Genomic DNA, 20,678 nt, shown 5'->3' on the forward strand with positions numbered 1-20,678 from the left:
GTAGCATTCCGGCGGTCCAGGGCAAAAGGTAAGCTCACTTTCCTTTTCTCTTGTTTCAGCCCGCGAAGCCTCCTAGCGTAGGAACTGCCCCGGCCACCGAAGGAAAGGCATCATGATGACGCTGTACCAGCCCGAACCCGTGGAGATTTCCACCCGGATTCGCCCCGGCGAGTGGACCGAGTCCAGCCTTGAGGAGTTGGTCACCACCTACCGCGCGAAGATCCTCGCCATGGGCGCAAGGGTTCCGGAAGTGGTGACCAAAGTCGCCAGGCACGACGACGGATCGGTTGCGGTTACGGTGTCATGGAACAAGGGCGACTACGCAGACGAGCCTGCCTCCGAAAGCCCGGCACCCGGGGAGGCCACGACCGGGCCGGCCACCGCATGAGGCGGCGCAGTCCATAGGCGGCGCGACGCTACCCGGCGCGTTTACCGGCCCGTATCATGCGAGAAGCCTCCCGATGGCGCTGTCCCTGAGGTTATCCAGCAGGTCACGCGGTCCGGTGTACACCTCGACGGCGCCCGCTTCCCGGAGCTCCGCCTCGCTCGTCCCGCCGCAGGTAAGTCCGATGGTGGGGATGTCGATCCTGGCTGCAGCGTAGACATCCCACACAGCGTCCCCTACGTAGACGGCATGGGAGGCTTCGATCCCCACGGCACGCAGTGCCGCGACGAGGATGTCCGGTTCCGGCTTGCTCTCCTTGGCGTCGTTGGCGCTCGTGGCCGCGTCGATGAAGGAATCGGCGGCCAGGCTGGAGCGGAGGGCCTTGAGGTCCTGGTCCCGGGCCGAGGAAGCAAGCGCCACCGCCAAGCCACTTTCACTGCACTGCGCCAGCAAATCCCGCGCGCCGTCCAGGGGCCTCAGGGACGGCCAGTAGGTGCCGAATATTCCGCTGTGCGCCGCGAGGATGTCCTCGTCTACAGCCGCGTCCCGTCCGTCCGGCAGCAGGTGGTCCACCAGCCGCGCACCGCCCATCCCCACGCAGCGATGGATCCGCGCCATGGGCACATCAAAGCCGGACTGGCGGAACGCCTGCCACCAGGCGATCGTATGGATATAGGCGGAATCGACCAGGGTGCCGTCGACGTCGAACAGGACCCCCTTCCGGCGCAGGCCTGCAGCACGCATGCCGCGGCTCAGCGTTCCGCCTCAGAGGATCCAGGGGAAAGAACTGCTGACCGCACTACAGCATCGCTGCAGTTATCGCGGATCAGCCCCATCCCGGCAATTTCGCGGGCACGGGCCACCCCAGCCACGGCCGCCCGCTTCGTCGGAAAGGTGACGGACACGGCCATCAGCGCGCCAGTGCCGTCCAGCAACCGGATCCGGTAGCCGCCATCGGGGGCATCAACCAGCTCGAAATATCCAGACATTCCAGCCCACCTCCTTCTTACCAGTCGGATGGTGTTAGTAAGTATACTTAGTGATCCGGCAAATGGAGCGGTTTCCGTCAGGAAACGGTAGCTACAACGCAGTTCCTGCCCGCAGAGGCCTGTTGCTTCGCTTGGTCCGGCGCTGTTGCAGCTGCAGGGCGCTCGTCACGAGGGCGAAATGGCTGAAGGCCTGGGGCGTGTTTCCCAGATGCCGGCCACTCTGGACTCCCCACTCCTCGCTCAGCAGGCCCACGTCGTTGCGCAGCGCAAGGAGCCGTTCGAACAGTTGGGTCGCCTGCCGCTGGCGGCCCGCGCCAAGGAGCGCCTCCACCAGCCAAAAGGAGCAGGCGAGGAAGACGCCTTCGCCCCCCGGGAGGCCGTCGTCGCTGACTTCGGGCCGGTACCGGAGCAGGAAACCGTCCTCAGTCAGCTCGCGCTGGATGGCGTCGATGGTGCCGATCACGCGGGGATCGTCAGGCGGCAGGAACCCCACACGCGGAATGAGAAGCAGGCTGGCGTCCAGTTCGGGGCGGCCGTAGGACTGGGTGAAGGTGTTGCGGTCAGCGTCGAAGCCGTGGGTCATGACATCGTTCCGGATCGTGTCCCGCAGCGCCTCCCAGCGGTCGGCGGGCCCCGGCAGCCCCGATTCCCGCACGCCCTTGACCATCCGGTCCGCGGCAACCCAGGCCATGACCTTCGAGTGCGTGAAATGGCGCCTCGGTCCGCGCATCTCCCACAGCCCGTTGTCCGGCTGGTTCCAGACACCTTCGAGGTACTCCATCAGCGCCACCTGGACGTCCCACGCCTCGTCCGGATGCGTGAGCAGGGAATTGCGGGTGAGCGACAGGCAGTCCAGCACTTCACCCCAGACGTCCAGTTGCAGCTGTCCTGCTGCGCCGTTGCCGATCCGCACCGGGGACGAGTCCTCGTAGCCCGAAAGCCACGGCAACTCCATCTCGGGCAGGCGGCGCTCGCCGTGGATGCCGTACATGATTTGCAGGTCCGCGGGATCACCAGCGACGGCCCGCAGCAGCCAGTCCCGCCACGCGGCAGCCTCCGCGGTGTAGCCAACGGCCAGCAACGACTGCAGCGTCAGGGTGGCGTCACGGAGCCAACAGAAGCGGTAATCCCAGTTCCGCGGTCCACCCAGCTGCTCGGGCAGGGACGTGGTCACAGCGGCCACGATGCCGCCGGTGGGGGCATAGGTGAGGGCCTTGAGCGTAATAAGCGAACGCTCCACCGCGTCCTTGTAGGGACCTGATACCTTGCACTGCCCGGCCCAGTCGCGCCAAAACTTCTCCGTGGACTCCAGGACTACTTCAGCGTCCACCGACCGCGGCCGGCGGACGTGGCTGGGCGCCCAGGTCAGCACGAAGGGCACGCGTTCGCCCGCTTTCACCGTAAAGTCACTGACGGTGTGCATGTGTTCCCCGCGGAGAGGCGCGTTGGTGGCCAGGTAGGCGGAGTCCGGCCCTGCGATGGCGTGCAGCCCGCGGCTGTCGCGGCGCACCCAGGGCATGATGTGGCCGTAGTCGAAACGGAGGGCCAGCTCGCCCCGCATCCTGACCTGTCCGTGAATGCCTTCGACAATCCGTACGATGTCTGCCACTTCGTCACGGGGCGGCATGAAGTCGATGACCCGGACGGCTCCGTCGTCGGTCTCCCATTCCGTTTCGAGGATCAGGGTATGCCTGCGGTAGCTCCGCCGGGTGCACTCCCCCGCGCCGGCCGGTGCGATCCTCCAGCGTCCGGACTCGGGCGTGTCCAGCAGGGCGTTAAAGCAGGCCGGTGAATCGAAGCGCGGCAGGCACAGCCAGTCGATGGAACCTTCCGTGCTGATCAGGGCCGCGGTGTGCAGGTCACCCACTACCGCATAATCCTCGATGCGTACCATGCCCTTACAGTGCCATAGCTGGAACGTCCGCACGAGAGCAACCCGGGTGTAGCCTGAGATGAAGGTAGGGCAGCTGCCACGGACCATGACTTTGAGCCTGATCTCCGGCCATCCACACAACCGGTGACAGGGCAGAACAGGAGCCTCCTTTGGATAGTCGTCTGAACGAGACTGACGTGACGAGCTATGTCCAGGACCTTCTGTTGGAGACCAAAGACGTCGAAGATTTCCTCAACGAGCTGGCCCGCTACTCGTCCGAGCAACTGTCCGGACCCCACGGCCAGGTGCATTGCGGCATCACGCTCCTGAGGAACCGGAGTGCGGGAACCGTGGCCAGCAGCAGCGAACAGGCGCGGGCGGTTGACGAGATTCAGTACCAGTTCAGGGACGGTCCCTGCCTCCGGTCGTGCCGGGAAGGCGTCATCGTCCACGTTCCTGATTTTGAACTGGATACGGCATTTCCCGAATACAACGAAAATGTCCTCAAGGCCGGCATCCGCTCCGTTCTGGCGGTGCCGTTCGACCTGCCCGGAGGCAACGCCCGCGCCGGCCTCAACCTTTATTCGGACAAGCCGAACGCCTTCGACGCCAATGCCGTGGAACACGCCGTCAGCTACGTCCGGCAGGCCGGCAAAGGCCTGCGCCTCGCAATCCGGATAGCCCAGCACAGCGACGCAGCCTCGAACCTGAAGGCGGCGATGGAGTCGCGCACCATCATCGACACAGCCGTGGGTATCATCATCGCGCAGAACCGCTGCAGCCAGGAGGAGGCCATCGCCCTGATCAAGTCCGCCTCCAGCAACCGCAACAGGAAGCTCCGCGACGTGGCTGCCGCGATCGTGGAGTCGGCCGGCGGAGGACACCTGACCACGCACTTCGAGTGATCACGTGCCCGTTCATATCGGCACATCAGGCTGGAGCTACGATCACTGGGAGAACGTGCTCTACCCGCCGGGGCTTCCCGCCCGCGACAGGCTGCAGCATTATGTGGCGAGGTTCAGCACGGTGGAGCTGAACGCCAGTTTCTACCGGTGGCCGCGGGACACGTCCTTTGCCAGTTGGCGGCGGCGGCTTCCCGACGGTTTCGCCCTGTCGGTCAAGGCCCCCCGCGGACTCACGCACGGCAAGAAGCTCTACGGCCCGGAAGTCTGGATCGAAAGGATTTCCCGGTGCTGGCACGAACTCGGTGACAGGCGCGCCGTCCTGCTGGTCCAGCTGCCGCCAAACCTGGCGCGTGACGACGGCCGGCTGGATTACTTCCTGGCTGCCCTGCCCGAATGGATCCGGGTGAGTGTGGAGTTCCGGCACCCGAGTTGGGACCATCCGGACGTCTACCGCACGCTGGAGCGCCACGGCGCGGCCTACTGCGTCATGAGCGGAGCCAACCTGCCCTGCATTCTGAGGGCGACGGCACCCTTCGTCTACATCAGGCTGCACGGCCCGGACCACGAGCACCTGTACGGCGGCTCGTACTCCGACGAGGACCTGCGCTGGTGGGCGGACAGGATCCGTGAGTGGCGCGGAGCGGGCAAGGACGTGTACGCCTATTTCAATAACGACGGCGGCGGCAACGCGGTGCGGAACGCGGACACGTTGCGCTGGCTGCTGGGGGAGGGTTGACGGGCGTGATGGAACGGGCGGAAGCCGGCCGGGTCAGGTAACAGAGGCATGCAACGGCCCGCCGGACCGGGGCCTGTGGCAGAGTGAAGGCATGGACATGGCGTCACAGGAATCTTCTTTGTCGGGTACGCACGTTTTCCGCCTGGCCCACCGGCTCTCCGACGCGGTCAACACCGCCCGGCTGAAGCTTGCCCGGCGGTGGAAGTTCGAACCCAAGACCATCGCGTACCAGGGCTACGGTTCCACCGAGTGGGTCCGGGTGCTCGGCAGGGTGGTGCTGGCCAGCAAGCCCGTGCCCGGCAGCCGGGCCGATCATGCCGCCAAGAACGGAACGCAGAACGTCCGGGGCTGGCGCGCCTTCACCAGCGTTCCCATCCCGGGGTCCGAAGTGGAAATCGAAGTGGGCGGCACCGTGACGAAGGTCAGGGCCGACAGGGGCGGGCTGATCGACATTGATGTCCGGGTCTCTCTTTCCCCGGGCTGGCACACGGCTGTGTTGCGGTCCCAAGGCACCGAGCCGGCAGAGGCCAGCATTTTCGTCATTGGTCCGGAGACCAGGTTCGGCATCGTCTCTGACATCGACGACACCGTCATGGTCACGGCACTGCCAAGGCCCTTCCTTGCCCTGTGGAACACGTTCGTGCTGAGCGAGCGGGCCAGGATGGCTACTCCGGGCATGGCTGTGCTGCTGGACCGGCTGACGGTGGAGCACCCCGATGCCCCGGTGATCTACCTGTCCACCGGGCCTTGGAACGCCGCGCCCACCCTTGGCCGGTTCCTTACGCGCAACATGTATCCCTCCGGCGCGCTCGTGCTTACGGACTGGGGACTCACCCAGGACCGGTGGTTCCGCAGCGGCCAGGCCCACAAGCGCCAAAATCTGGAGCGCCTGGCCGCCGAATTTCCGAACATGCGCTGGCTGCTGATCGGCGACAACGGCCAGCATGATGAACAGATCTACTCCGCGTTCGCCCAGGAGTATTCAGACAGGGTGGCCGCCATCGCCATCCGGCAACTCTCCGTCAGCGAGTCCGTGCTGGCTGGCGGGCATTCGGAAAACGGAGACCACAGTGCCTCCTCCGTGCCCTGGATCTACTCCCCCGATGGCGCCGGCATTGCGCGGAAACTCAAGGAACTTGAACTGATCTGAACTGGCCTGGGCTGAGCTGGCCCGAATTGAACCGGCAGCTCAGCTGCCCAGCGGCGACGCCCCGCCGTCGGGCATTCCGCGGTCCGCGCCCTCGGGGGCAGCGCCTTCGGGAACTGCGTCTCGAGGGGCAGCGGCGGCGGCGACAGCGGCTCCTGCGGCCGCAACCAGTGTCCGCTCCTCCAGCAGCTCCTGGAACCAGTAGAAGGACGCCTTGGGCGTCCGCTCGAGCGTCTCGAAGTCCACGTGGACCAGCCCGAACGGCTGGTTGTACCCGCCGGACCACTCAAAATTGTCCATCAGTGACCACACGTAGTACCCGCGAAGATCCACCGCCTCGGCCTCGCCGCCGGGTGCCGTGGCACGGAGCGCGGTGCCGAGGTGGTCCGAGAGGTACCGCAGGCGGCGCTCGTCCGGAATGAAGCTGCGGTTGGTGGATTTGTCCCGGACGATGATGTCCTCGAAGCTCGCGCCGCCCTCGGTAATGATCACCGGCGGAAGATTCGGGTACCGCTCTGCCATCTCCTTGAGGGCGACGGCCATGTATGCAGGTTTGACCGGCCAGCCGTAGGCCGTGGTCTCGGTGTCCGGCCAGGGCTCGATGTGCAGCGGCGCGCCCGGGGTGGCGCTGCTGAGATCGTCGCCGATGGCTTCCGCCATGGCAGCCGGCACCGGGCTGTCTCCCCCGCCGGCCGCAACCCTGGTGGGCATGTAGTAGTTGAGCCCGTAGAAGTCCAGCGGCTGGGAAATGATGGCCATGTCTTCGTCGGGATGCTCAAACGAGGAAAAGAACTTCCCCAGGCGGACGAGGTCGGGATACTTTCCGGCGAGGATGGGGTCCGCGTAGACGCGGTTCTGGGCCACATCCATGGCGCCGGCGCTCAGCCTGTCCAGTGGATTGGCGGAATTGGGCACCATCGGCGAGTACACGTTCGACATACCGATCTCCCCCGGCACCTTGGCCGCCCGCAGTGCCTGGAGCGCCAAACCGTGGCCAAGCAGCTGGTGATGGATCGAGGGCAGCCCGTTCGCGAAGTCCGCCTTTCCCGGTGAGTGCAGGCCCAGCGCATAACCGTTGGTGGTCACCGTGGCCGGTTCGTTGATGGTCACCCAGCGGGCCACGCGGTCCCCGTACGCGGCCGCGGCAATGGCGGCAAATTCCGCCAGCCGGTAAGCGGTGTCCCTGTTCAGCCATCCGCCTGCCTCGTCCAGCGCCAGCGGCGTGTCCCAGTGGTAGAGGGTCACCATGGGGGATATCCCGTTTTCCAGAAGCTCATCAAGCAGCCGGTCGTAGAAATCCAGCCCGGCCCGGTTCACAGGCCCGCTGCCTCCTGGCTGGATCCGGGGCCAGGAGAGGGAGAACCGGTACGAATCGATACCCAGTTCCTTCATGAGCGCCACGTCCTGCGGCATGCGGTGATAGTGGTCGCAGGCCACGGCCGGGCTGTGGCCGTCCACGATGGTGCCGGGCTTGGCCGCGAAGACGTCCCAGCCGGCCTTCCCCCGGCCGTCCTCGTCAAGGGCGCCTTCTATCTGGAAGGCGGCGGTGGCCACCCCCAGCGTGAAGCCCGGCGGAATCTTCGCTGCCAACTGTTTGGCGGAGGGATGCATGGGCGGACCTCTATGTCGTCTCGAAAATGGGCAGAAGAAGAGTTTGCCTGAAACTGCCCGTTTAGGCCAGCAAGCCACCACCCTTGATCACTGAAATCACGTTTCCTGCGGGCTCGTGAACCGGGCCGGGCTGGCATTCTCCTTCGTCTGCACTTGCGGTGCCTTCCAGAATGACACAGGCCGCGACCCCTGACGAGACTAGACATGCCCCGCGACGGCGGCAGGCACCGGACGCTGCCTACGCCCAGCCGCCTAGTGCATCACTGCGGGGCCGAACAGGAAATCCTTGGCGTGGGCGACGGCTTTCTTGAAGGCGTCGTTCCTCAGGGCCAGCAGGTGCTCAGACCCGTCCTCCCCCGGTTCCAGGTAGCCAGTGAAGCCCGGGCGGAGCACCCAGATGTCCCCTCCGGGCGGCAGGTAGAAGACCCCAAACGACCGGTGCTGGCGGTCGTCGTCCGTCCAGATGGGCACGACAGCCAGGGCTGCGCCGGTGGCGGGGTTGATCCACTGCGCACGCGGAAGGGGCTCTTCGTGGGCCTCCGGATCCAGGAACGGCGCAGTGTTCTTGCCCCAGCGTTCTTCAAACCGCTCATGAAAGGCAGGGATCAGGTGGGAATCGTATCGGCGCCAATCGCTCATCGTCGCTGTTCTCCTCGGGGGTTGAAACGGATGGTGGCCCACGGCCCGCTTTCCCACCGGACGGGTGTTGCCCGCAGCGGCGGGTCCTCGTGCCGGACATGCCGCACGGGGACCTCGCGGGAATGGTCTCCGGACGGGCCGGCCCGGGGGCCGGCCGGCGCCGGCCTTTGTTCGTTCGCGTCATTCCCCAGAACCTCGCGGTCGTAGGCAAGGCGCCGCCTCGGGTCTCGGAGCACCTCGAAGGCCTGCATGATGAGCTGCAGTTCAGCGGGCGCTGCCGTGGGACCGGCCAGGTCCGGATGGTGCGTTCGGAGGAGGGACCGGTAAGCACGCGCTATTTCCCGCTGGGTGGCCGTACGCGGCACGTTCAGGGCCGCGTAGTGATCCGGGAAATTGCCGAGCATGGCATTGCCCCTCTCCTGGTGTCCACAGGCTTCAGTCGGTCCACAGGCTTTACTGGCTCAGCGACCCCCGGGACCATGCGGGCCGCTGAGGACCCGGAGCGGCCTCCGGCCTGAGCCGGAAGCCGCCCTGGCGACAGCGCTGGACAGCCGTGCCAAGGGCCGCCGGACTCAGGTTCCGATCTGGTGGAGCTGGCCCTTGCTTTCGATTTCAATCTTGCGCGGCTTGGCCTGTTCCGCCACGGGGATTCGAAGCGTCAGCACACCGGAGTCGTAACTCGCCTTGATGTTCTCGGTATCGAGGGTGTCGGCGAGGATCAGTTGGCGGCTGAAAACTCCGCGCGGCCGCTCGGCCACCACCAGCTCAACATTGGGCTGCGTGGGATCCTGGCGTTCAGCCCTGACGGTCAGGACGTTCCGCTCCACATTGAGGTCTACCTTCTCGGGCAGCACGCCGGGAAGATCAAAGGCCACCACAAACTCCCCGTCCTCCTGCCAGGCGTCCATGGGCATGGCAGCCGGGCGGGCGGCGGTTCCGAAGACCTGCTGGGTGAGCCGGTCAAGCTCACGGAACGGGTCGGTACGGATCAGCATCATTTCCCACTCCTTCAGCACGTAGTGATTCAGGGTTATCCACCAGCTCATCTATGGCGGTGGATATAGATTTTTTATAGCACTGGTGTCAAACTGGTGCAAGAGGCACATCAAAAGTATTCGCAACCGAGGGAAGCATCGTGGCAGATCAGGACGAAGGCAGGGGCCTTTACGCAATTTCCGTGGTGGCTGATCTGCTCGGCACCGGCCAGCAAAACATCCGGCTGTACGAACGGCGCGGATTGCTGACCCCCGGGCGGACCTCCGGAGGGACGCGGCAATACAGCGATTCGGACCTGGCAGTGCTGCGACGGATCGGTGAGCTTCTTGAGGAGGGGCTCAACCTGGCAGGAGTGGCGAAAGTGCTGGAACTCGAAGTGGACAACGCCAGGCTCCGCCGGCAGCTTGAACGCGCCCGTGCCCGCAACGCCCGGCTCCTGGACTCATATCCGCCCGCCGGCCAGCAGGAATGATTCTTCCAACAGCTCCGCGAGTTCGCCGTCATCGAGCCGTGAAAGCCTGACCAGGACCAGCTGGGGCGACCGCTCGTGATGCGGCGTCCAGAAGTAGGTGTCTGGATCAGTACCCGCGAGGGCCTCCCGCTCCGCGGTTTTGACCGTCAGCACGCCCTCTTCCCACATCCGGGCCATCAGGGATTTTGCGAACCACGCCGGCTGGTTCCAGCTGCTGCGCTCCGTGACCCCGGGCAGCGCGAGGCAGATTCTGCGGACATCGTCTTCAGTGGCCATGCCCCACTCTGGCACCGGCCGGAAACTGCAGCAACCCTCGCAGGAGGCTGCTGCGGCGGTTAGTCCGCCGGGGAATCAGCCTTTGACAGTTCTCCGGTCACCGCTTCGCCCGGCACCCTGGCGGTCCGCCAGGTGTCCACAGCTATCACGGCCCCGAGCACCACCAGGGACAGAGACACCGAGGCCACGGCGTCGCTCACCCAGTGGTAGCCCAGGTAGAGCCTGCTGAGGGCGGCCAGGACCACGCCGATGATGGCGAAGATAAAGCCGATGACGGTGACCTTCGGATGCCGGTGGCGGGAGAAGACCAGGAAAGCGGTCACGAGCAGGAAATCCGAGGCACCGAGGACATGCCCGGAGGGAAACGAAAACGTATGGTCGGCACCGAACAGCATGAGTTCAACAGGCGGGCGCGTGCGTTCGACGGAATGGCCAATGAGCTGGGCCAGTCCAACACCCGTGACCATGGCCGCCGCAAGCAGGACCGGCCGCCAGGCGTGTTTGGCCAGGATGCCCCATGCGAGGGTAACCACCAGCACGATGATCGGCAGCGCAACCGGGCCGAAGACAACCGCCAGGATGATCATGACAACGGTCAGCGCCTCTGACCGGGTGGAGAGCAGCCACCTCCGGGCCGACTCATCGGCGCTTGCCAGGCCGTCCTGCTCCAGCACGTCAGTCAGCGTCAGGAAGAAGAAGAATGCGCCCACCAGGGCAAGGACTGCTGCAGTGATGTACAGCGCCTTCCGCGCACTGGCATCCATGTAGCGTTCCTCGACCACGAACTTGTCGTGGAAGACCCGCCACCACCCCGCCTTGCCTGCTGGTTCGTCTGCCACGTGGATTCCTGACTGTGCACGATGGAATGAACGGTTCTGTGTTGAAGATTATCCCTTCCTGCGCGGACGCGGGGCGAAGCCTCCGGGCCTCTTACGAAGCCAGGCTGCCGCTGTTACCGTGGGTTTCCCAGCCCTACGAGGATTCAGGAGACGACCATGAGCACCGAAAGCACTGGCACCGGCGAGGGCGGCACCGTTCCGGGTTCGGAAAACGGCGTCGGGCTCGGGGCCGGCGAGGCCAACACTTTCGAACCGGAAGAGGGGACCGAGGCCGGGGACTCTTCGGCGCGGGGAGAAACATCGGTAGCCACAGCCGAGGACACCCCGGACGTGGAACAAACCCCGGTGGAAACAACAGAGCCCAGCTGACCCTCAGCTTCCCGGCCCGCCTCCGGTGTGCCCCGGGAGCCCTGTCCTGGAACCCGCCCGCGGTGGATAATTGGACACACACTGGAGTGGCAACGGGGCTACGGAGGATTCCATGAGGATCGTCGGAACGCTAGTGATCATCTGGCTCATCATCGGCGCTTTCGCCGCCTTCCAGCGGGGATATTTCGGCGGCTCGCCGGACTCGTGCACCGAGGCCGGAACTGTGGCGATTACGGTCGTCGCCGGGCCCTTGAACTACATGGGGGTCAATCCCAAGATGGCCTGCGAGGTGCCGCAGCCTTCCCAGTAGCACAAGGGCGCACGGGCGTTCACCCGGGATTCACGCGCGCGTCCTCGGCTGTCCAAACGGGCTGGCTAGGTTCGGGCCATGGACATTTCGCGCAGAACGCTCATCACCACCGGCCTGGGTGCCGGCCTCATCATTGCCCTGCCGGGCACGGCCGTCGCCGACCAGCGGAACTCGGAGGCCAGCCTCCCGGCCGATCCGTTCACCCTTGGCATTGCCTCCGGCGATCCGTGGCCTGACGGGTTCGTGATCTGGACGCGCCTGGCCCTCAGCCCGCTGGCTGAGGACGGACTTGGCGGCATGCCGACACGCACGGTTGGCGTGGCATGGGAAGTGGCCGAAGACCCTGCCATGCGCAGGGTGGTCCAGCGCGGCGTCCAGCAGGCTGTTCCTGCGAGCGCCCACTCGGTGCACGTCGAACTGCGCGGGCTGAAGCCGGGCCGCGAATACTTCTACCGCTTCCGCGCCGGCCGCCATATCAGCCCCGTTGGCCGCACACTGACCAGCCCGGCCTGGCACGAGACGCCGGCGGCGCTGGCCATGTCTTTCGCCAGCTGCGCCCAGTACGAGCACGGCTTCTTCACCGCCTACCGCCGCCTCGCCGAAGATCAGCCGGACCTGGTGCTCCACCTCGGCGATTACCAGTACGAGTACAAGAAGGACTCCTATGTGGTGGGCGGCGGAAACGTCCGGGACCACGAGGGGCCGGAGACCGTGACGCTGGAGGGCTACCGCCAGCGCCACGCACAGTACAAGTCCGACGCCGACCTCCAGGCCGCCCACGCCGCGGCACCATGGCTGGTGGTCTGGGATGACCACGAAGTGGACAACAACTGGGCGGACGAGGTGCCGGAGAATGCCGACCCCGCCCAGCTCAACGACTCCGCCGGCAACTTCCGCATCCGGAGGGCGGCCGCATTCAAGGCCTACTACGAGAACATGCCGCTGCGTGCACCGTCTGTTCCCGCCGGAGCCGACATGAAGATCTACCGCACGGTCCAGTGGGGCCAGCTGGCAAACTTCCACATGATGGACACCCGCCAGTACCGCGACGACCAGCTGGCTGGCGACGGCTGGCGGAAAAACGTCGGCGAGCGCCTTGCGGAGGACAGGACCATCACCGGCGCCGGGCAGGAGCAGTGGCTGCTGGACGGCTTCCGGAAGTCCACGGCGCGCTGGGACATCCTGGGCCAGCAGGTGTTCTTCGCGGAGCGCGACCGCAACCAGGCGCCGGAAATCGACGACGTGTCAATGGACGGCTGGGACGGCTATGCCGCCTCGCGGCGCCGGATCACGCAAGGCTGGGTGGACGCGAAGGTGCGCAACGCCGTCGTCCTTACCGGTGACGTCCACCGCAGCTGGGCCAACGACGTGAAGGTGGACTTCAAGGATCCCCACGCGCCCGTGGTGGGTTCTGAACTGGTGTGCACCTCCGTCACGTCCAACGGAAACGGAACGGGTTCCGTCACCGATCCGACCATGGCCTGGAATCCGCACCTGAAGTTCTACAACGACCAGCGCGGCTACGTCCGGACCACGATCACCAGGGACGCCATGACGGCTGACTACCGGGTGCTGGACTACGTTTCCGCACCCGGCTCCCCGATCAGCACCAAGGCCAGCTTCGGCATCCAAGACGGCGTTCCCGGGCTGCAGCGGCGCGGCTAGGTAACCCAGGGGCGCCAGCCCTGCACTCAGCCGCCGGGCAGCATTGCTGCCCGGCGGTTTCGCCAGCCAAACGGCCGAGGCAAAAGGCCGGCAAAAAGGCCCGGCTTCGGCAAACATGTGTGTTGACCCACAATAACGCGTGAGCTATTCTCGTAATTGTTAGCGCTCACAAGGCGCAGCAGCTTCACAGAATTGAGTAAGGGCGGCATGGACGCCGCCTGATCGCAAAGCCCCCTGGTGTGCGGGCCTCAGGATCGCGCAGCAGCCGACCGGAGCCCAATGCCGGTCCCGTCGGAAGGCGCAGATGCCTCCCGGCTCAGCAGCAATTCGCGGCCGGAGTCAGCCGCGGAAGGAGAACAACGTGCGTTTCAAGAAACTCCTGGGAGCCGTCGCCGTCGCCCTGGCCGTGACCGTCGGAGCCACCGGCTGCGGCAGCCGTCCCGGCAGCACCGCGGATCCCGCAGCCAGCACCGATGCTGCCGGCTCTCTCGTGGGCATTTCAATGCCGACGCAGACGTCTGAGCGATGGATTGCCGACGGAGGCAATGTCGAAAAGTCCCTGAAGGACCTCGGATACAAGACGGATCTGCAGTTCGCCAATGACGACATCCCCACACAGGTGTCGCAGATTGAGAACATGCTGACCAAGGGTGCGAAGGCCCTGATTATCGCCGCGATCGACGGCACCACGCTGACGGATGTCCTGGCCAAGGCCAAGGAGCAGAACGTCAAGGTCATCGCCTATGACCGGCTGATCAACGGCACACCGAACGTGGACTTCTACACCACGTTTGACAACTACACGGTCGGTGTCCAGCAGGCCACCTCCCTGCTGACCGGCCTGGGCCTCCTGGATGCCAGCGGCAAGAAGGTGGACGGCAAGGGCCCGTTCAACGTGGAACTGTTCGCCGGCAGCCCGGACGACAACAACGCAAACTTCTTCTGGACCGGTGCCATGGACACGCTGAAGCCGTTCATGGACGCCGGAACCATTAAGGTTCCCAGCGGCCAGACCAAGTTCGAGCAGGCCGCCATCCTGCGCTGGCAGGCGCCCGTTGCGCAGAAGCGCATGGAGGACATCCTCACCTCCGCCTACAGTTCCGGCAAGAAGCTCGACGGCGTGCTGTCACCTTACGATGGCCTGTCCATTGGCATCATTTCGGCCCTGACCAGCACCGGCGGCTACTCCAAGGGCAACCTTCCGGTCGTGACCGGGCAGGATGCGGAGAAGGGCTCCGTCAAGTCCATCATTGCCGGGGAGCAGTACTCCACGATCTTCAAGGACACCCGCAAGCTGGGTGAACAGGCCGTGAAGATGGTTGATGCCGTCCTGAAGGGAGAGCAGCCCGAGACGAACGACACCAAAACCTACAACAACAAGGTCAAGGTGGTCCCGGCGTACCTGCTCGAGTCCGTGATCATCACCAAGGACAACTACAAGCAGGAACTCATCGACTCCGGCTACTACACGGAGGCCGACGTCAAGTAGGCGCGGCGAAGGGAGCGGCCCGGCATCCGGCCGGGCTGCTCCCCCACCGGGCCCTGCACCCGCAGGAGCCCGGCACCAACCAGTCAGCGGGAATGACCATGAACGTACCCATCCTTCAAATGCGGGGAATCACCAAGACCTTTCCCGGCGTCAAAGCACTCCAGGACGTCACCCTGGACGTGAACCGCGGCGAGGTCCACGCCATCTGCGGTGAAAACGGAGCCGGCAAATCGACCCTGATGAAAGTGCTCTCCGGCGTCTACCCGCACAGCACCTTTGACGGCGACATCCTCTTCGAAAACGAGCCGTGCGATTTTTCCACCATCAACGACAGCGAAAAACGCGGCATCGTCATCATCCACCAGGAACTGGCCTTGAGCCCGTACCTGTCCATCGCGGAGAACATCTTCCTCGGAAACGAGATCGCCTCGCGCGGCTGGGTGAACTGGCGCCAGACCAACCTTGAAGCGGCCAAACTGCTCGCACGGGTGGGGCTGAGCGAAAACCCGGTCACACCGATCCAGCACATCAGTGTGGGAAAGCAGCAGCTGGTCGAGATCGCCAAGGCCCTCTCGAAGGAAGTCAAGCTGCTCATCCTGGACGAGCCGACGGCGGCCCTGAACGACGAGGACTCGGACCACCTGCTGGATCTCATCCTGCATCTGAAGGGCCAGGGCGTCACGAGCATCATCATCAGCCACAAGCTCAACGAAATCCGCAAGGTGGCGGACGCCGTCACCATCATCCGGGACGGCAAGAGCATCGAGACATTGCGCCTCGATCAGGGCCAGATCACCCAGGAGCGGATCATCCGCGGCATGGTGGGCCGCGACCTGGAAAGCCTCTACCCGGAACGCACTCCCCGGATCGGCGAGGAAGTCCTCCGCATCGAGGACTGGTCCGTTCAGCACCCCCAGGACCACAGCCGCACCGTGGTCCACAACGCGAGCCTCAATGTCCGCAAGGGCGAAGTCGTCGGGCTGGCCGGCCTCATGGGTGCCGGCAGGACCGAACTGGCCATGAGCGTCTTCGGACGCAGCTACGGACGCGCTGTCTCGGGGAAGGTGTTCAAGTACGGCAAGGAAATCGACACCTCCTCCGTGCCCGAGGCCATCCGCCACGGAATTGCCTACGCCACCGAGGACCGCAAGCACTACGGCCTGAATCTCATCGAGGACATCAAGCGCAACATCTCGATGGCTGCCCTCGGCAAGCTGTCCAGGGGCGGCTGGGTGGACAAGAACCAGGAAACCACCGTGGCCAACCGCTACCGGAAGAGCATGAACATCAAGGCGCCCTCGGTCGCAGCCATCACGGGAAAGCTCTCCGGCGGCAATCAGCAGAAGGTGGTCCTGAGCAAATGGATGTTCTCCGACCCCGATGTGCTGATCCTCGATGAACCCACCAGGGGCATCGACGTGGGAGCCAAATTCGAGATCTACACGATCATCGCCGAACTCGCCGCCGAGGGGAAAGCCGTCATCGTGATCTCCTCGGAACTGCCTGAACTGCTCGGCATCTGTGACCGGATCTACACGCTGTCCGCAGGCCACGTCACCGGCGAGGTCCCCATCGCCGAGGCCTCCCAAGAGACACTCATGCACTACATGACCCAAGAGAAGGAATGACCACCATGTCCGCCCTACGAGAATCCCTCGGCTTCCTGGCAAGCCGCCTCCGCCAGGTCGGCATCTTCGTCGCCCTGATCCTGATTGTCCTGCTGTTCCAGGTCCTTACCGACGGCATCCTGCTGCAGCCGCAGAACGTCACCAACCTCGTGGTCCAGAACAGCTACATCCTGATCCTGGCCATCGGCATGGTCATGGTCATCATCGCCGGCCACATCGACCTGTCCGTCGGTTCCATCGCCGGCTTCATCGGCGCCGTATCGGGTGTGATGATCGTGCACTGGGGCTGGGCCTGGTGGATCGCGATCCCTGCGTGCCTGCTCGTCGGTGCCCTCGTGGGTGCCTGGCAGGGGTACTGGATCGCGTACGTCGGCATCCCCGCGTTCATCGTCACCCTCGCCGGGATGCTCATCTTCCGCGGGCTGACCCTCATCACCCTGAAGAACCAGCAGATCACCCCGTTCCCGGACGAGCTGCGGGCCCTGGGTGGCGGCTTCCTCCCTGACATTTCGGGCGGCACCTCGGTGCTGGAGTGGCTGACCGTCATCCTCGGCGTCGGAGGCACGGCAGCCATCCTCTTCCAGTCCATCAAGGAGCGCCGGGTCCGCCGGAGGTTCAACCTCGAAAACGAACCCATGGCCTGGTTCGCCATCAAGACAGCATTCATCGCGGTGCTGATGCTCGCCATCACGTTCCTGCTGGCAAGCTACCGCGGCACGCCGATCGTGCTGATCGTCCTGGCTGTCCTGGTCATCGTCTACTCCGCCCTGATGAGCAACAGCATCTTCGGCCGGCACACCTACGCGATCGGCGGCAACCTCCACGCGGCCGAGCTCTCGGGCATCAAGACCAAGGCCGTGACGTTCCGGCTCTTCGTGAACATGGGTGTGCTGGCGGCCCTGGCCGGCCTCGTGTTCACGGCCCGGCTGAACTCGGCCCAACCCGCAGGCGGCACGGGCTTTGAGCTGGACTCCATCGCCGCGGCATTCATCGGCGGCGCCGCGGTCCAGGGCGGCATCGGCACCGTGGCGGGAGCCATGGTGGGCGGCCTGATTATGGGCGTCCTCAACAACGGCATGTCGATCCTTGGCCTCGGCACGGACTACCAGCAGCTGATCAAGGGCCTGGTGCTCCTGCTCGCGGTGGGCTTCGACATCTTCAACAAGAACCGCAGCGGCGGCAGCGGATCCACTCTCGGCAAGCGCTTCAAGTGGAAGACCACCCCGCCGTCAGCCGTCGGAGAGCCCCAGGAACCCAAACCCGCGGCCAAGACCCCCGTGTCCGCCGCCTCGGCTTCGCACCCGGCACCAGCCGAGAACCACTGACCCACCCCGCCCCAACCAAGCAACAGCCCGCGCCGTTCTGAAGCCTCAGAACCGCGCGGGCTGTTCTTATGTGGGCGAGGTCGTCACCAGTCGTGGACTGTTCCGTCGACGAGGCGGTTGTAGGGCAGGTAGGCCTGCTGGTACGGGTAGGCGGCGGCGGCTTCTTCGTTGAATTCGACGCCGATGCCGGGCTTGTCGCCCGGGTGCAGATACCCGTCAGTGAACGTCATGGACTGCTCGAACACCTCGTTCGTGGCGGCAGAGTGCTGCATGTATTCCTGGATGCCGTAGTTGTGGATCGCCAGGCCCACATGCAGCTGCGCGGCGAACCCGACCGGGGAGATGTCCGTGGGCCCGTGGAAGCCCGACTTGATCTGGTACTGCGCGGCGAAGTCCATGACCTTCTTCAGCGGCGAGATCCCGCCGAAATGCGTGGACGCGGCCCGGACGTAGTCGATCAGCTGTTCCTTGATGATGGTCTGGTAGTCGTACACGGTATTGAAGATCTCGCCGATCGCCAGCGGCGTGGTGGTGTGCGCCCGCACCAGGCGCAGCGCCTCCTGGTTCTCGGCCGGGGTGCAGTCCTCCAGCCAGAACAGGTCGTACGGTTCCAGCGCCTTGCCCAGCTTGGCCGCCTGGATCGGCGTCATCCGGTGGTGCCCGTCATGCAGCAAAGGCAGCTCCGGGCCGAATTCATTCCGCACCGCCTCGAACACCGTGGGCAGGTGCCGCAGGTAGGCCCGGGTGTCCCAGTCCTCCTCCACCGGGAACGCGCCCCGCCCGGCCGGCTCATAGTCATACCGCTCCCCGGAAGCCTGCGCCTGCGCCGCCACACCGTACACGGCCTTGATCCCCGGCACCGCGGTCTGGATCCGCACCGACTTGTAGCCGAGCTCAAGGTGCTCCCGCACCGAATCAAACAGCGACGGAATGTCCGCCCCGGACGCATGCCCGTAAGCGCGCAGCCCGTTCCGCGACGCGCCGCCGAGCAGCTGGTACACCGGCATCCCGGCCATCTTGCCCTTGATGTCCCACAACGCCATGTCCACCGCGGCGATCGCCGCCATCGTCACCGGCCCCCGGCGCCAGTACGAGGACCGGTACAGGAACTGCCAGGTGTCCTCGATCCGGTGCGGATCCTTCCCGATCAGCAACTGCGCCACGTGTTCCTTCAGGTACGCGGCCACCGCGAGCTCACGCCCGTTCAGCGTCGCGTCACCGATGCCGGTCACCCCCTCCTCCGTGGTGATCCGCAACGTCACGAAATTACGGGAAGGGCTCGTCACGAACACTTCCGCGGCAATGATTTTCACAACAGGTCCAGGCTTTCTCTTCAGTCGATCATGAATGGTTTCGGCCTCCCGGCCCTCAGGCTAGCGTTGGGTGCTTCCGGCGGCGTGGTTGGCGAGCAGCTCGAGTTCGGCGGTGCGCGGCAGGCCTTCCCAGTCACCGGCGGTGCTCACGGCGAAGGCTCCAGTTAGGGCTCCGCGCCGCAGCCGCCCGGCCACGTCATCGCCGTCGAGCAGCGCGGAGAGGTAGCCGGCGGTGAAGGCATCCCCGGCTCCGACGGTATCGATGCTGGTGACCGGCACTGCCGGCACCTCCCACCGCCCGCCGGCGGTGTGGACGCCGGCACCGGCGGCACCGCGTTTGACCACCACCTCCCGCACGCCGTGTTCCAGGAGCCGCTTGGCCATCAGGACCTCGGCCTCCGCGGAACCTGCAGCCACATCCGTGCCCGGCGCCACGAGGTCCAGCTCATCATCGGAGGCGACCACGATGCTGGCGTGCCGGACAATCGGGGCGAGGGCAGCGCGTGCCTCCTCCCGTGACCACAGCTTGGCCCGGTAGTTGACGTCCAGCGACACCAGGCTGCCGTCGCCGGCGGCGCGTTCGGCGGCGTACTCCACTGCGCGCCGCGCCTCCGGGCTGAGCGCGGCGGTGATTCCGGTCAGGTGGACCACCCGGGCGCCGCCGCGCAGCGCGGCGTCGACGTCGCTGATGTTGAGCGTGGATCCTGCCGATCCCGAGCGGTAATAGTAGGCGCGGCCGACATCGGCGGTCCGCCGCTCCAGGAACATCACGCCCGTGCTGCGCTCGGCATCTTCGCGGTGATGCAGTGCGATGCCCTCGGAACGCAGCTGCCTCAGGATGAACTGGCCGTGCGGGTCCTCCCCCACCACGCCCGCCCAGCGCACGGTGTGCCCCAGACGGGCGACCCCGACCGCAACATTGGACTCCGCACCGGCCACGTGCATCGACAGGCTGCCTCCTGCCGAGAGCGGACCTCCCGACCTCAGCGACACCATGGATTCGCCCAGGGTCAGGAGGTCGACGGCGGCGGTCACCGGGAGCCTGCCGCAGCGGTGCGGCGGCCGAAACCGGCGGCCAGGCTGACGAAGCTGCGGGCACGCTCCCGCACCGGGGCCAGGTCCCCGCCGGAGCCGGCGTCGCCGAACAGCGGCCCGCCCAGTCCGACGGCGATGGCACCGGCTTCCCAGTAGCCCGCCGCTTCGTCGAGCCCCACGCCGCCCACCGCGATGAACGGGATGTCCGGAAACGGATCACGGAGCGCTTTAAGGTAACGAGGTCCCCCGATGGAGGCGGGAAAGAGCTTGACGGCCGTGGCACCGCGGTTCATAGCTTCGTACGCCTCGGTGGGGGTCAGGGCCCCTGCCAGCACGGGGATGCCCCGCCGTGCCGACTCATCGATGGACTCCGCCAGTGCCGGCGTCACCATGAACTGGCCGCCGGCGTCGGCAACGCGCTCCACGTCCTGCGGTGTGAGGACGGTCCCGGCACCGACAAAGCAGCCTTCGGGTGCGGCGGCCCGGACGTCGCGGATGGCTTCAAGGGCGCCGGGCGTGGTCAAGGCAATTTCAACGAACCGGAAGCCCTCCTCCATCGCCGCGAGCGCAGCCTTCGCGGCGGCCGCACCGTCGGTGCCGCGCACGATCGCGACCAGCCGGGCGTCCGTGATCCCGTCGAGCAACAATTGGGGGGTCATGCTGTCCTCCATAGTGG

The 20,678-nt window shown here is 65.7% G+C and carries 23 protein-coding genes; 11 read left to right on the top strand and 12 right to left on the bottom strand.

Annotated elements, in window-relative coordinates; translation table 11 throughout:
• Window positions 1–112 precede the first annotated feature (112 nt).
• Entirely contained in the window at window positions 113–388 is a 276-nt protein-coding gene (locus AC3A3W_RS19530) for a hypothetical protein (RefSeq protein WP_487444766.1), read from the top strand.
• Window positions 389–442: 54 nt separating this feature from the next.
• On the opposite strand, the gene AC3A3W_RS19535 is transcribed toward AC3A3W_RS19530, so the two are convergent.
• The 3 genes from AC3A3W_RS19535 to AC3A3W_RS19545 all read right to left on the bottom strand — a co-directional run bounded on the left by AC3A3W_RS19535 (window position 443) and on the right by AC3A3W_RS19545 (window position 3,268).
• Window positions 443–1,129, bottom strand: a complete 687-nt coding sequence (locus tag AC3A3W_RS19535) for an HAD family hydrolase (protein ID WP_487444767.1) — start codon at window positions 1,127–1,129, stop codon at window positions 443–445.
• A gap of 8 nt (window positions 1,130–1,137) precedes the next feature.
• On the bottom strand, window positions 1,138–1,374 hold the full coding sequence (locus tag AC3A3W_RS19540; RefSeq protein WP_487444769.1) for a YegP family protein: 237 nt from the start codon (window positions 1,372–1,374) through the stop codon (window positions 1,138–1,140).
• 91 nt (window positions 1,375–1,465) lie between these two features.
• The gene (locus tag AC3A3W_RS19545; protein WP_487444770.1) at window positions 1,466–3,268 is read right to left on the bottom strand and encodes a glycoside hydrolase family 15 protein; all 1,803 of its coding nucleotides are present in this window, start codon (window positions 3,266–3,268) and stop codon (window positions 1,466–1,468) included.
• 149 nt (window positions 3,269–3,417) lie between these two features.
• Here AC3A3W_RS19545 and AC3A3W_RS19550 point away from each other — a divergent pair, with 149 nt between their 5' ends.
• The 3 genes from AC3A3W_RS19550 to AC3A3W_RS19560 all read left to right on the top strand — a co-directional run bounded on the left by AC3A3W_RS19550 (window position 3,418) and on the right by AC3A3W_RS19560 (window position 6,038).
• Window positions 3,418–4,152, top strand: coding sequence for an ANTAR domain-containing protein (locus AC3A3W_RS19550; protein ID WP_487444772.1), 735 nt, complete (start codon window positions 3,418–3,420; stop codon window positions 4,150–4,152).
• Window positions 4,153–4,156: 4 nt separating this feature from the next.
• On the top strand, window positions 4,157–4,888 hold the full coding sequence (locus tag AC3A3W_RS19555) for a DUF72 domain-containing protein (protein WP_487444774.1): 732 nt from the start codon (window positions 4,157–4,159) through the stop codon (window positions 4,886–4,888).
• A 91-nt stretch (window positions 4,889–4,979) separates the two neighbouring features.
• Window positions 4,980–6,038, top strand: a complete 1,059-nt coding sequence (locus AC3A3W_RS19560) for an App1 family protein phosphatidate phosphatase (RefSeq protein ID WP_487444776.1) — start codon at window positions 4,980–4,982, stop codon at window positions 6,036–6,038.
• 39 nt (window positions 6,039–6,077) lie between these two features.
• Here the strand turns inward: AC3A3W_RS19560 and AC3A3W_RS19565 are convergent, their stop codons facing one another.
• The 4 genes from AC3A3W_RS19565 to AC3A3W_RS19580 all read right to left on the bottom strand — a co-directional run bounded on the left by AC3A3W_RS19565 (window position 6,078) and on the right by AC3A3W_RS19580 (window position 9,280).
• On the bottom strand, window positions 6,078–7,646 hold the full coding sequence (locus AC3A3W_RS19565) for a GH1 family beta-glucosidase (RefSeq protein WP_487444778.1): 1,569 nt from the start codon (window positions 7,644–7,646) through the stop codon (window positions 6,078–6,080).
• Window positions 7,647–7,898: 252 nt separating this feature from the next.
• Complete coding sequence (locus AC3A3W_RS19570; RefSeq protein ID WP_487444780.1) at window positions 7,899–8,285, bottom strand: hypothetical protein; 387 nt, start codon at window positions 8,283–8,285, stop codon at window positions 7,899–7,901.
• A complete protein-coding gene (locus tag AC3A3W_RS19575; protein ID WP_487444782.1) occupies window positions 8,282–8,689 on the bottom strand; it encodes a J domain-containing protein in 408 nt (135 codons plus the stop codon). Before AC3A3W_RS19575 ends, AC3A3W_RS19570 begins: the two co-directional genes overlap by 4 nt.
• Before the next feature lie 168 nt (window positions 8,690–8,857).
• The gene (locus AC3A3W_RS19580; protein ID WP_487444971.1) at window positions 8,858–9,280 is read right to left on the bottom strand and encodes an Hsp20/alpha crystallin family protein; all 423 of its coding nucleotides are present in this window, start codon (window positions 9,278–9,280) and stop codon (window positions 8,858–8,860) included.
• A gap of 140 nt (window positions 9,281–9,420) precedes the next feature.
• Between AC3A3W_RS19580 and AC3A3W_RS19585 the strand changes: the two genes are divergently transcribed.
• The gene (locus AC3A3W_RS19585; protein ID WP_487444784.1) at window positions 9,421–9,753 is read left to right on the top strand and encodes a MerR family transcriptional regulator; all 333 of its coding nucleotides are present in this window, start codon (window positions 9,421–9,423) and stop codon (window positions 9,751–9,753) included.
• On the opposite strand, the gene AC3A3W_RS19590 is transcribed toward AC3A3W_RS19585, so the two are convergent.
• Both AC3A3W_RS19590 and AC3A3W_RS19595 read right to left on the bottom strand, forming a co-directional pair.
• On the bottom strand, window positions 9,724–10,029 hold the full coding sequence (locus AC3A3W_RS19590; RefSeq protein ID WP_487444785.1) for an MmcQ/YjbR family DNA-binding protein: 306 nt from the start codon (window positions 10,027–10,029) through the stop codon (window positions 9,724–9,726). The genes AC3A3W_RS19585 and AC3A3W_RS19590 overlap by 30 nt on opposite strands.
• 59 nt (window positions 10,030–10,088) lie before the next feature.
• The gene (locus AC3A3W_RS19595) at window positions 10,089–10,868 is read right to left on the bottom strand and encodes a phosphatase PAP2 family protein (RefSeq protein ID WP_487444787.1); all 780 of its coding nucleotides are present in this window, start codon (window positions 10,866–10,868) and stop codon (window positions 10,089–10,091) included.
• Window positions 10,869–11,024: 156 nt separating this feature from the next.
• On the opposite strand from AC3A3W_RS19595, the gene AC3A3W_RS19600 reads away from it, so the two are divergent.
• From AC3A3W_RS19600 to mmsB, 6 genes are all read left to right on the top strand, one after another.
• Window positions 11,025–11,237, top strand: coding sequence for a hypothetical protein (locus AC3A3W_RS19600; protein WP_487444789.1), 213 nt, complete (start codon window positions 11,025–11,027; stop codon window positions 11,235–11,237).
• A gap of 112 nt (window positions 11,238–11,349) precedes the next feature.
• A complete protein-coding gene (locus AC3A3W_RS19605) occupies window positions 11,350–11,547 on the top strand; it encodes a hypothetical protein (RefSeq protein ID WP_487444791.1) in 198 nt (65 codons plus the stop codon).
• Window positions 11,548–11,625: 78 nt separating this feature from the next.
• Window positions 11,626–13,212 (top strand): alkaline phosphatase D family protein, encoded by a 1,587-nt coding sequence (locus tag AC3A3W_RS19610; RefSeq protein WP_487444793.1) that lies wholly within the window; start codon window positions 11,626–11,628, stop codon window positions 13,210–13,212.
• A gap of 361 nt (window positions 13,213–13,573) precedes the next feature.
• Window positions 13,574–14,701: a multiple monosaccharide ABC transporter substrate-binding protein gene (gene chvE / locus AC3A3W_RS19615; RefSeq protein ID WP_307869328.1), complete on the top strand. Its 1,128-nt coding sequence runs from the start codon at window positions 13,574–13,576 to the stop codon at window positions 14,699–14,701.
• A gap of 98 nt (window positions 14,702–14,799) precedes the next feature.
• Complete coding sequence (gene mmsA / locus AC3A3W_RS19620) at window positions 14,800–16,329, top strand: multiple monosaccharide ABC transporter ATP-binding protein (protein WP_487444972.1); 1,530 nt, start codon at window positions 14,800–14,802, stop codon at window positions 16,327–16,329.
• Between the two features lie 5 nt (window positions 16,330–16,334).
• The gene (gene mmsB, locus AC3A3W_RS19625; protein WP_487444795.1) at window positions 16,335–17,654 is read left to right on the top strand and encodes a multiple monosaccharide ABC transporter permease; all 1,320 of its coding nucleotides are present in this window, start codon (window positions 16,335–16,337) and stop codon (window positions 17,652–17,654) included.
• A gap of 83 nt (window positions 17,655–17,737) precedes the next feature.
• On the opposite strand, the gene manD is transcribed toward mmsB, so the two are convergent.
• From manD to AC3A3W_RS19640, 3 genes are read right to left on the bottom strand one after another with little or no spacing between them, the layout of a single operon-like run.
• Window positions 17,738–18,967, bottom strand: a complete 1,230-nt coding sequence (gene manD / locus AC3A3W_RS19630) for a D-mannonate dehydratase ManD (protein ID WP_487444796.1) — start codon at window positions 18,965–18,967, stop codon at window positions 17,738–17,740.
• Window positions 18,968–19,027: 60 nt separating this feature from the next.
• Window positions 19,028–20,002, bottom strand: a complete 975-nt coding sequence (locus tag AC3A3W_RS19635; RefSeq protein WP_487444798.1) for a sugar kinase — start codon at window positions 20,000–20,002, stop codon at window positions 19,028–19,030.
• Window positions 19,999–20,661 carry a bifunctional 4-hydroxy-2-oxoglutarate aldolase/2-dehydro-3-deoxy-phosphogluconate aldolase gene (locus tag AC3A3W_RS19640; RefSeq protein WP_487444800.1) on the bottom strand — a complete coding sequence of 221 codons (663 nt, stop codon included), beginning with the start codon at window positions 20,659–20,661 and terminating at the stop codon, window positions 19,999–20,001. Before AC3A3W_RS19640 ends, AC3A3W_RS19635 begins: the two co-directional genes overlap by 4 nt.
• Window positions 20,662–20,678 lie beyond the last annotated feature (17 nt).

Source organism: Arthrobacter sp. Soil_N43 (assembly GCF_057655195.1).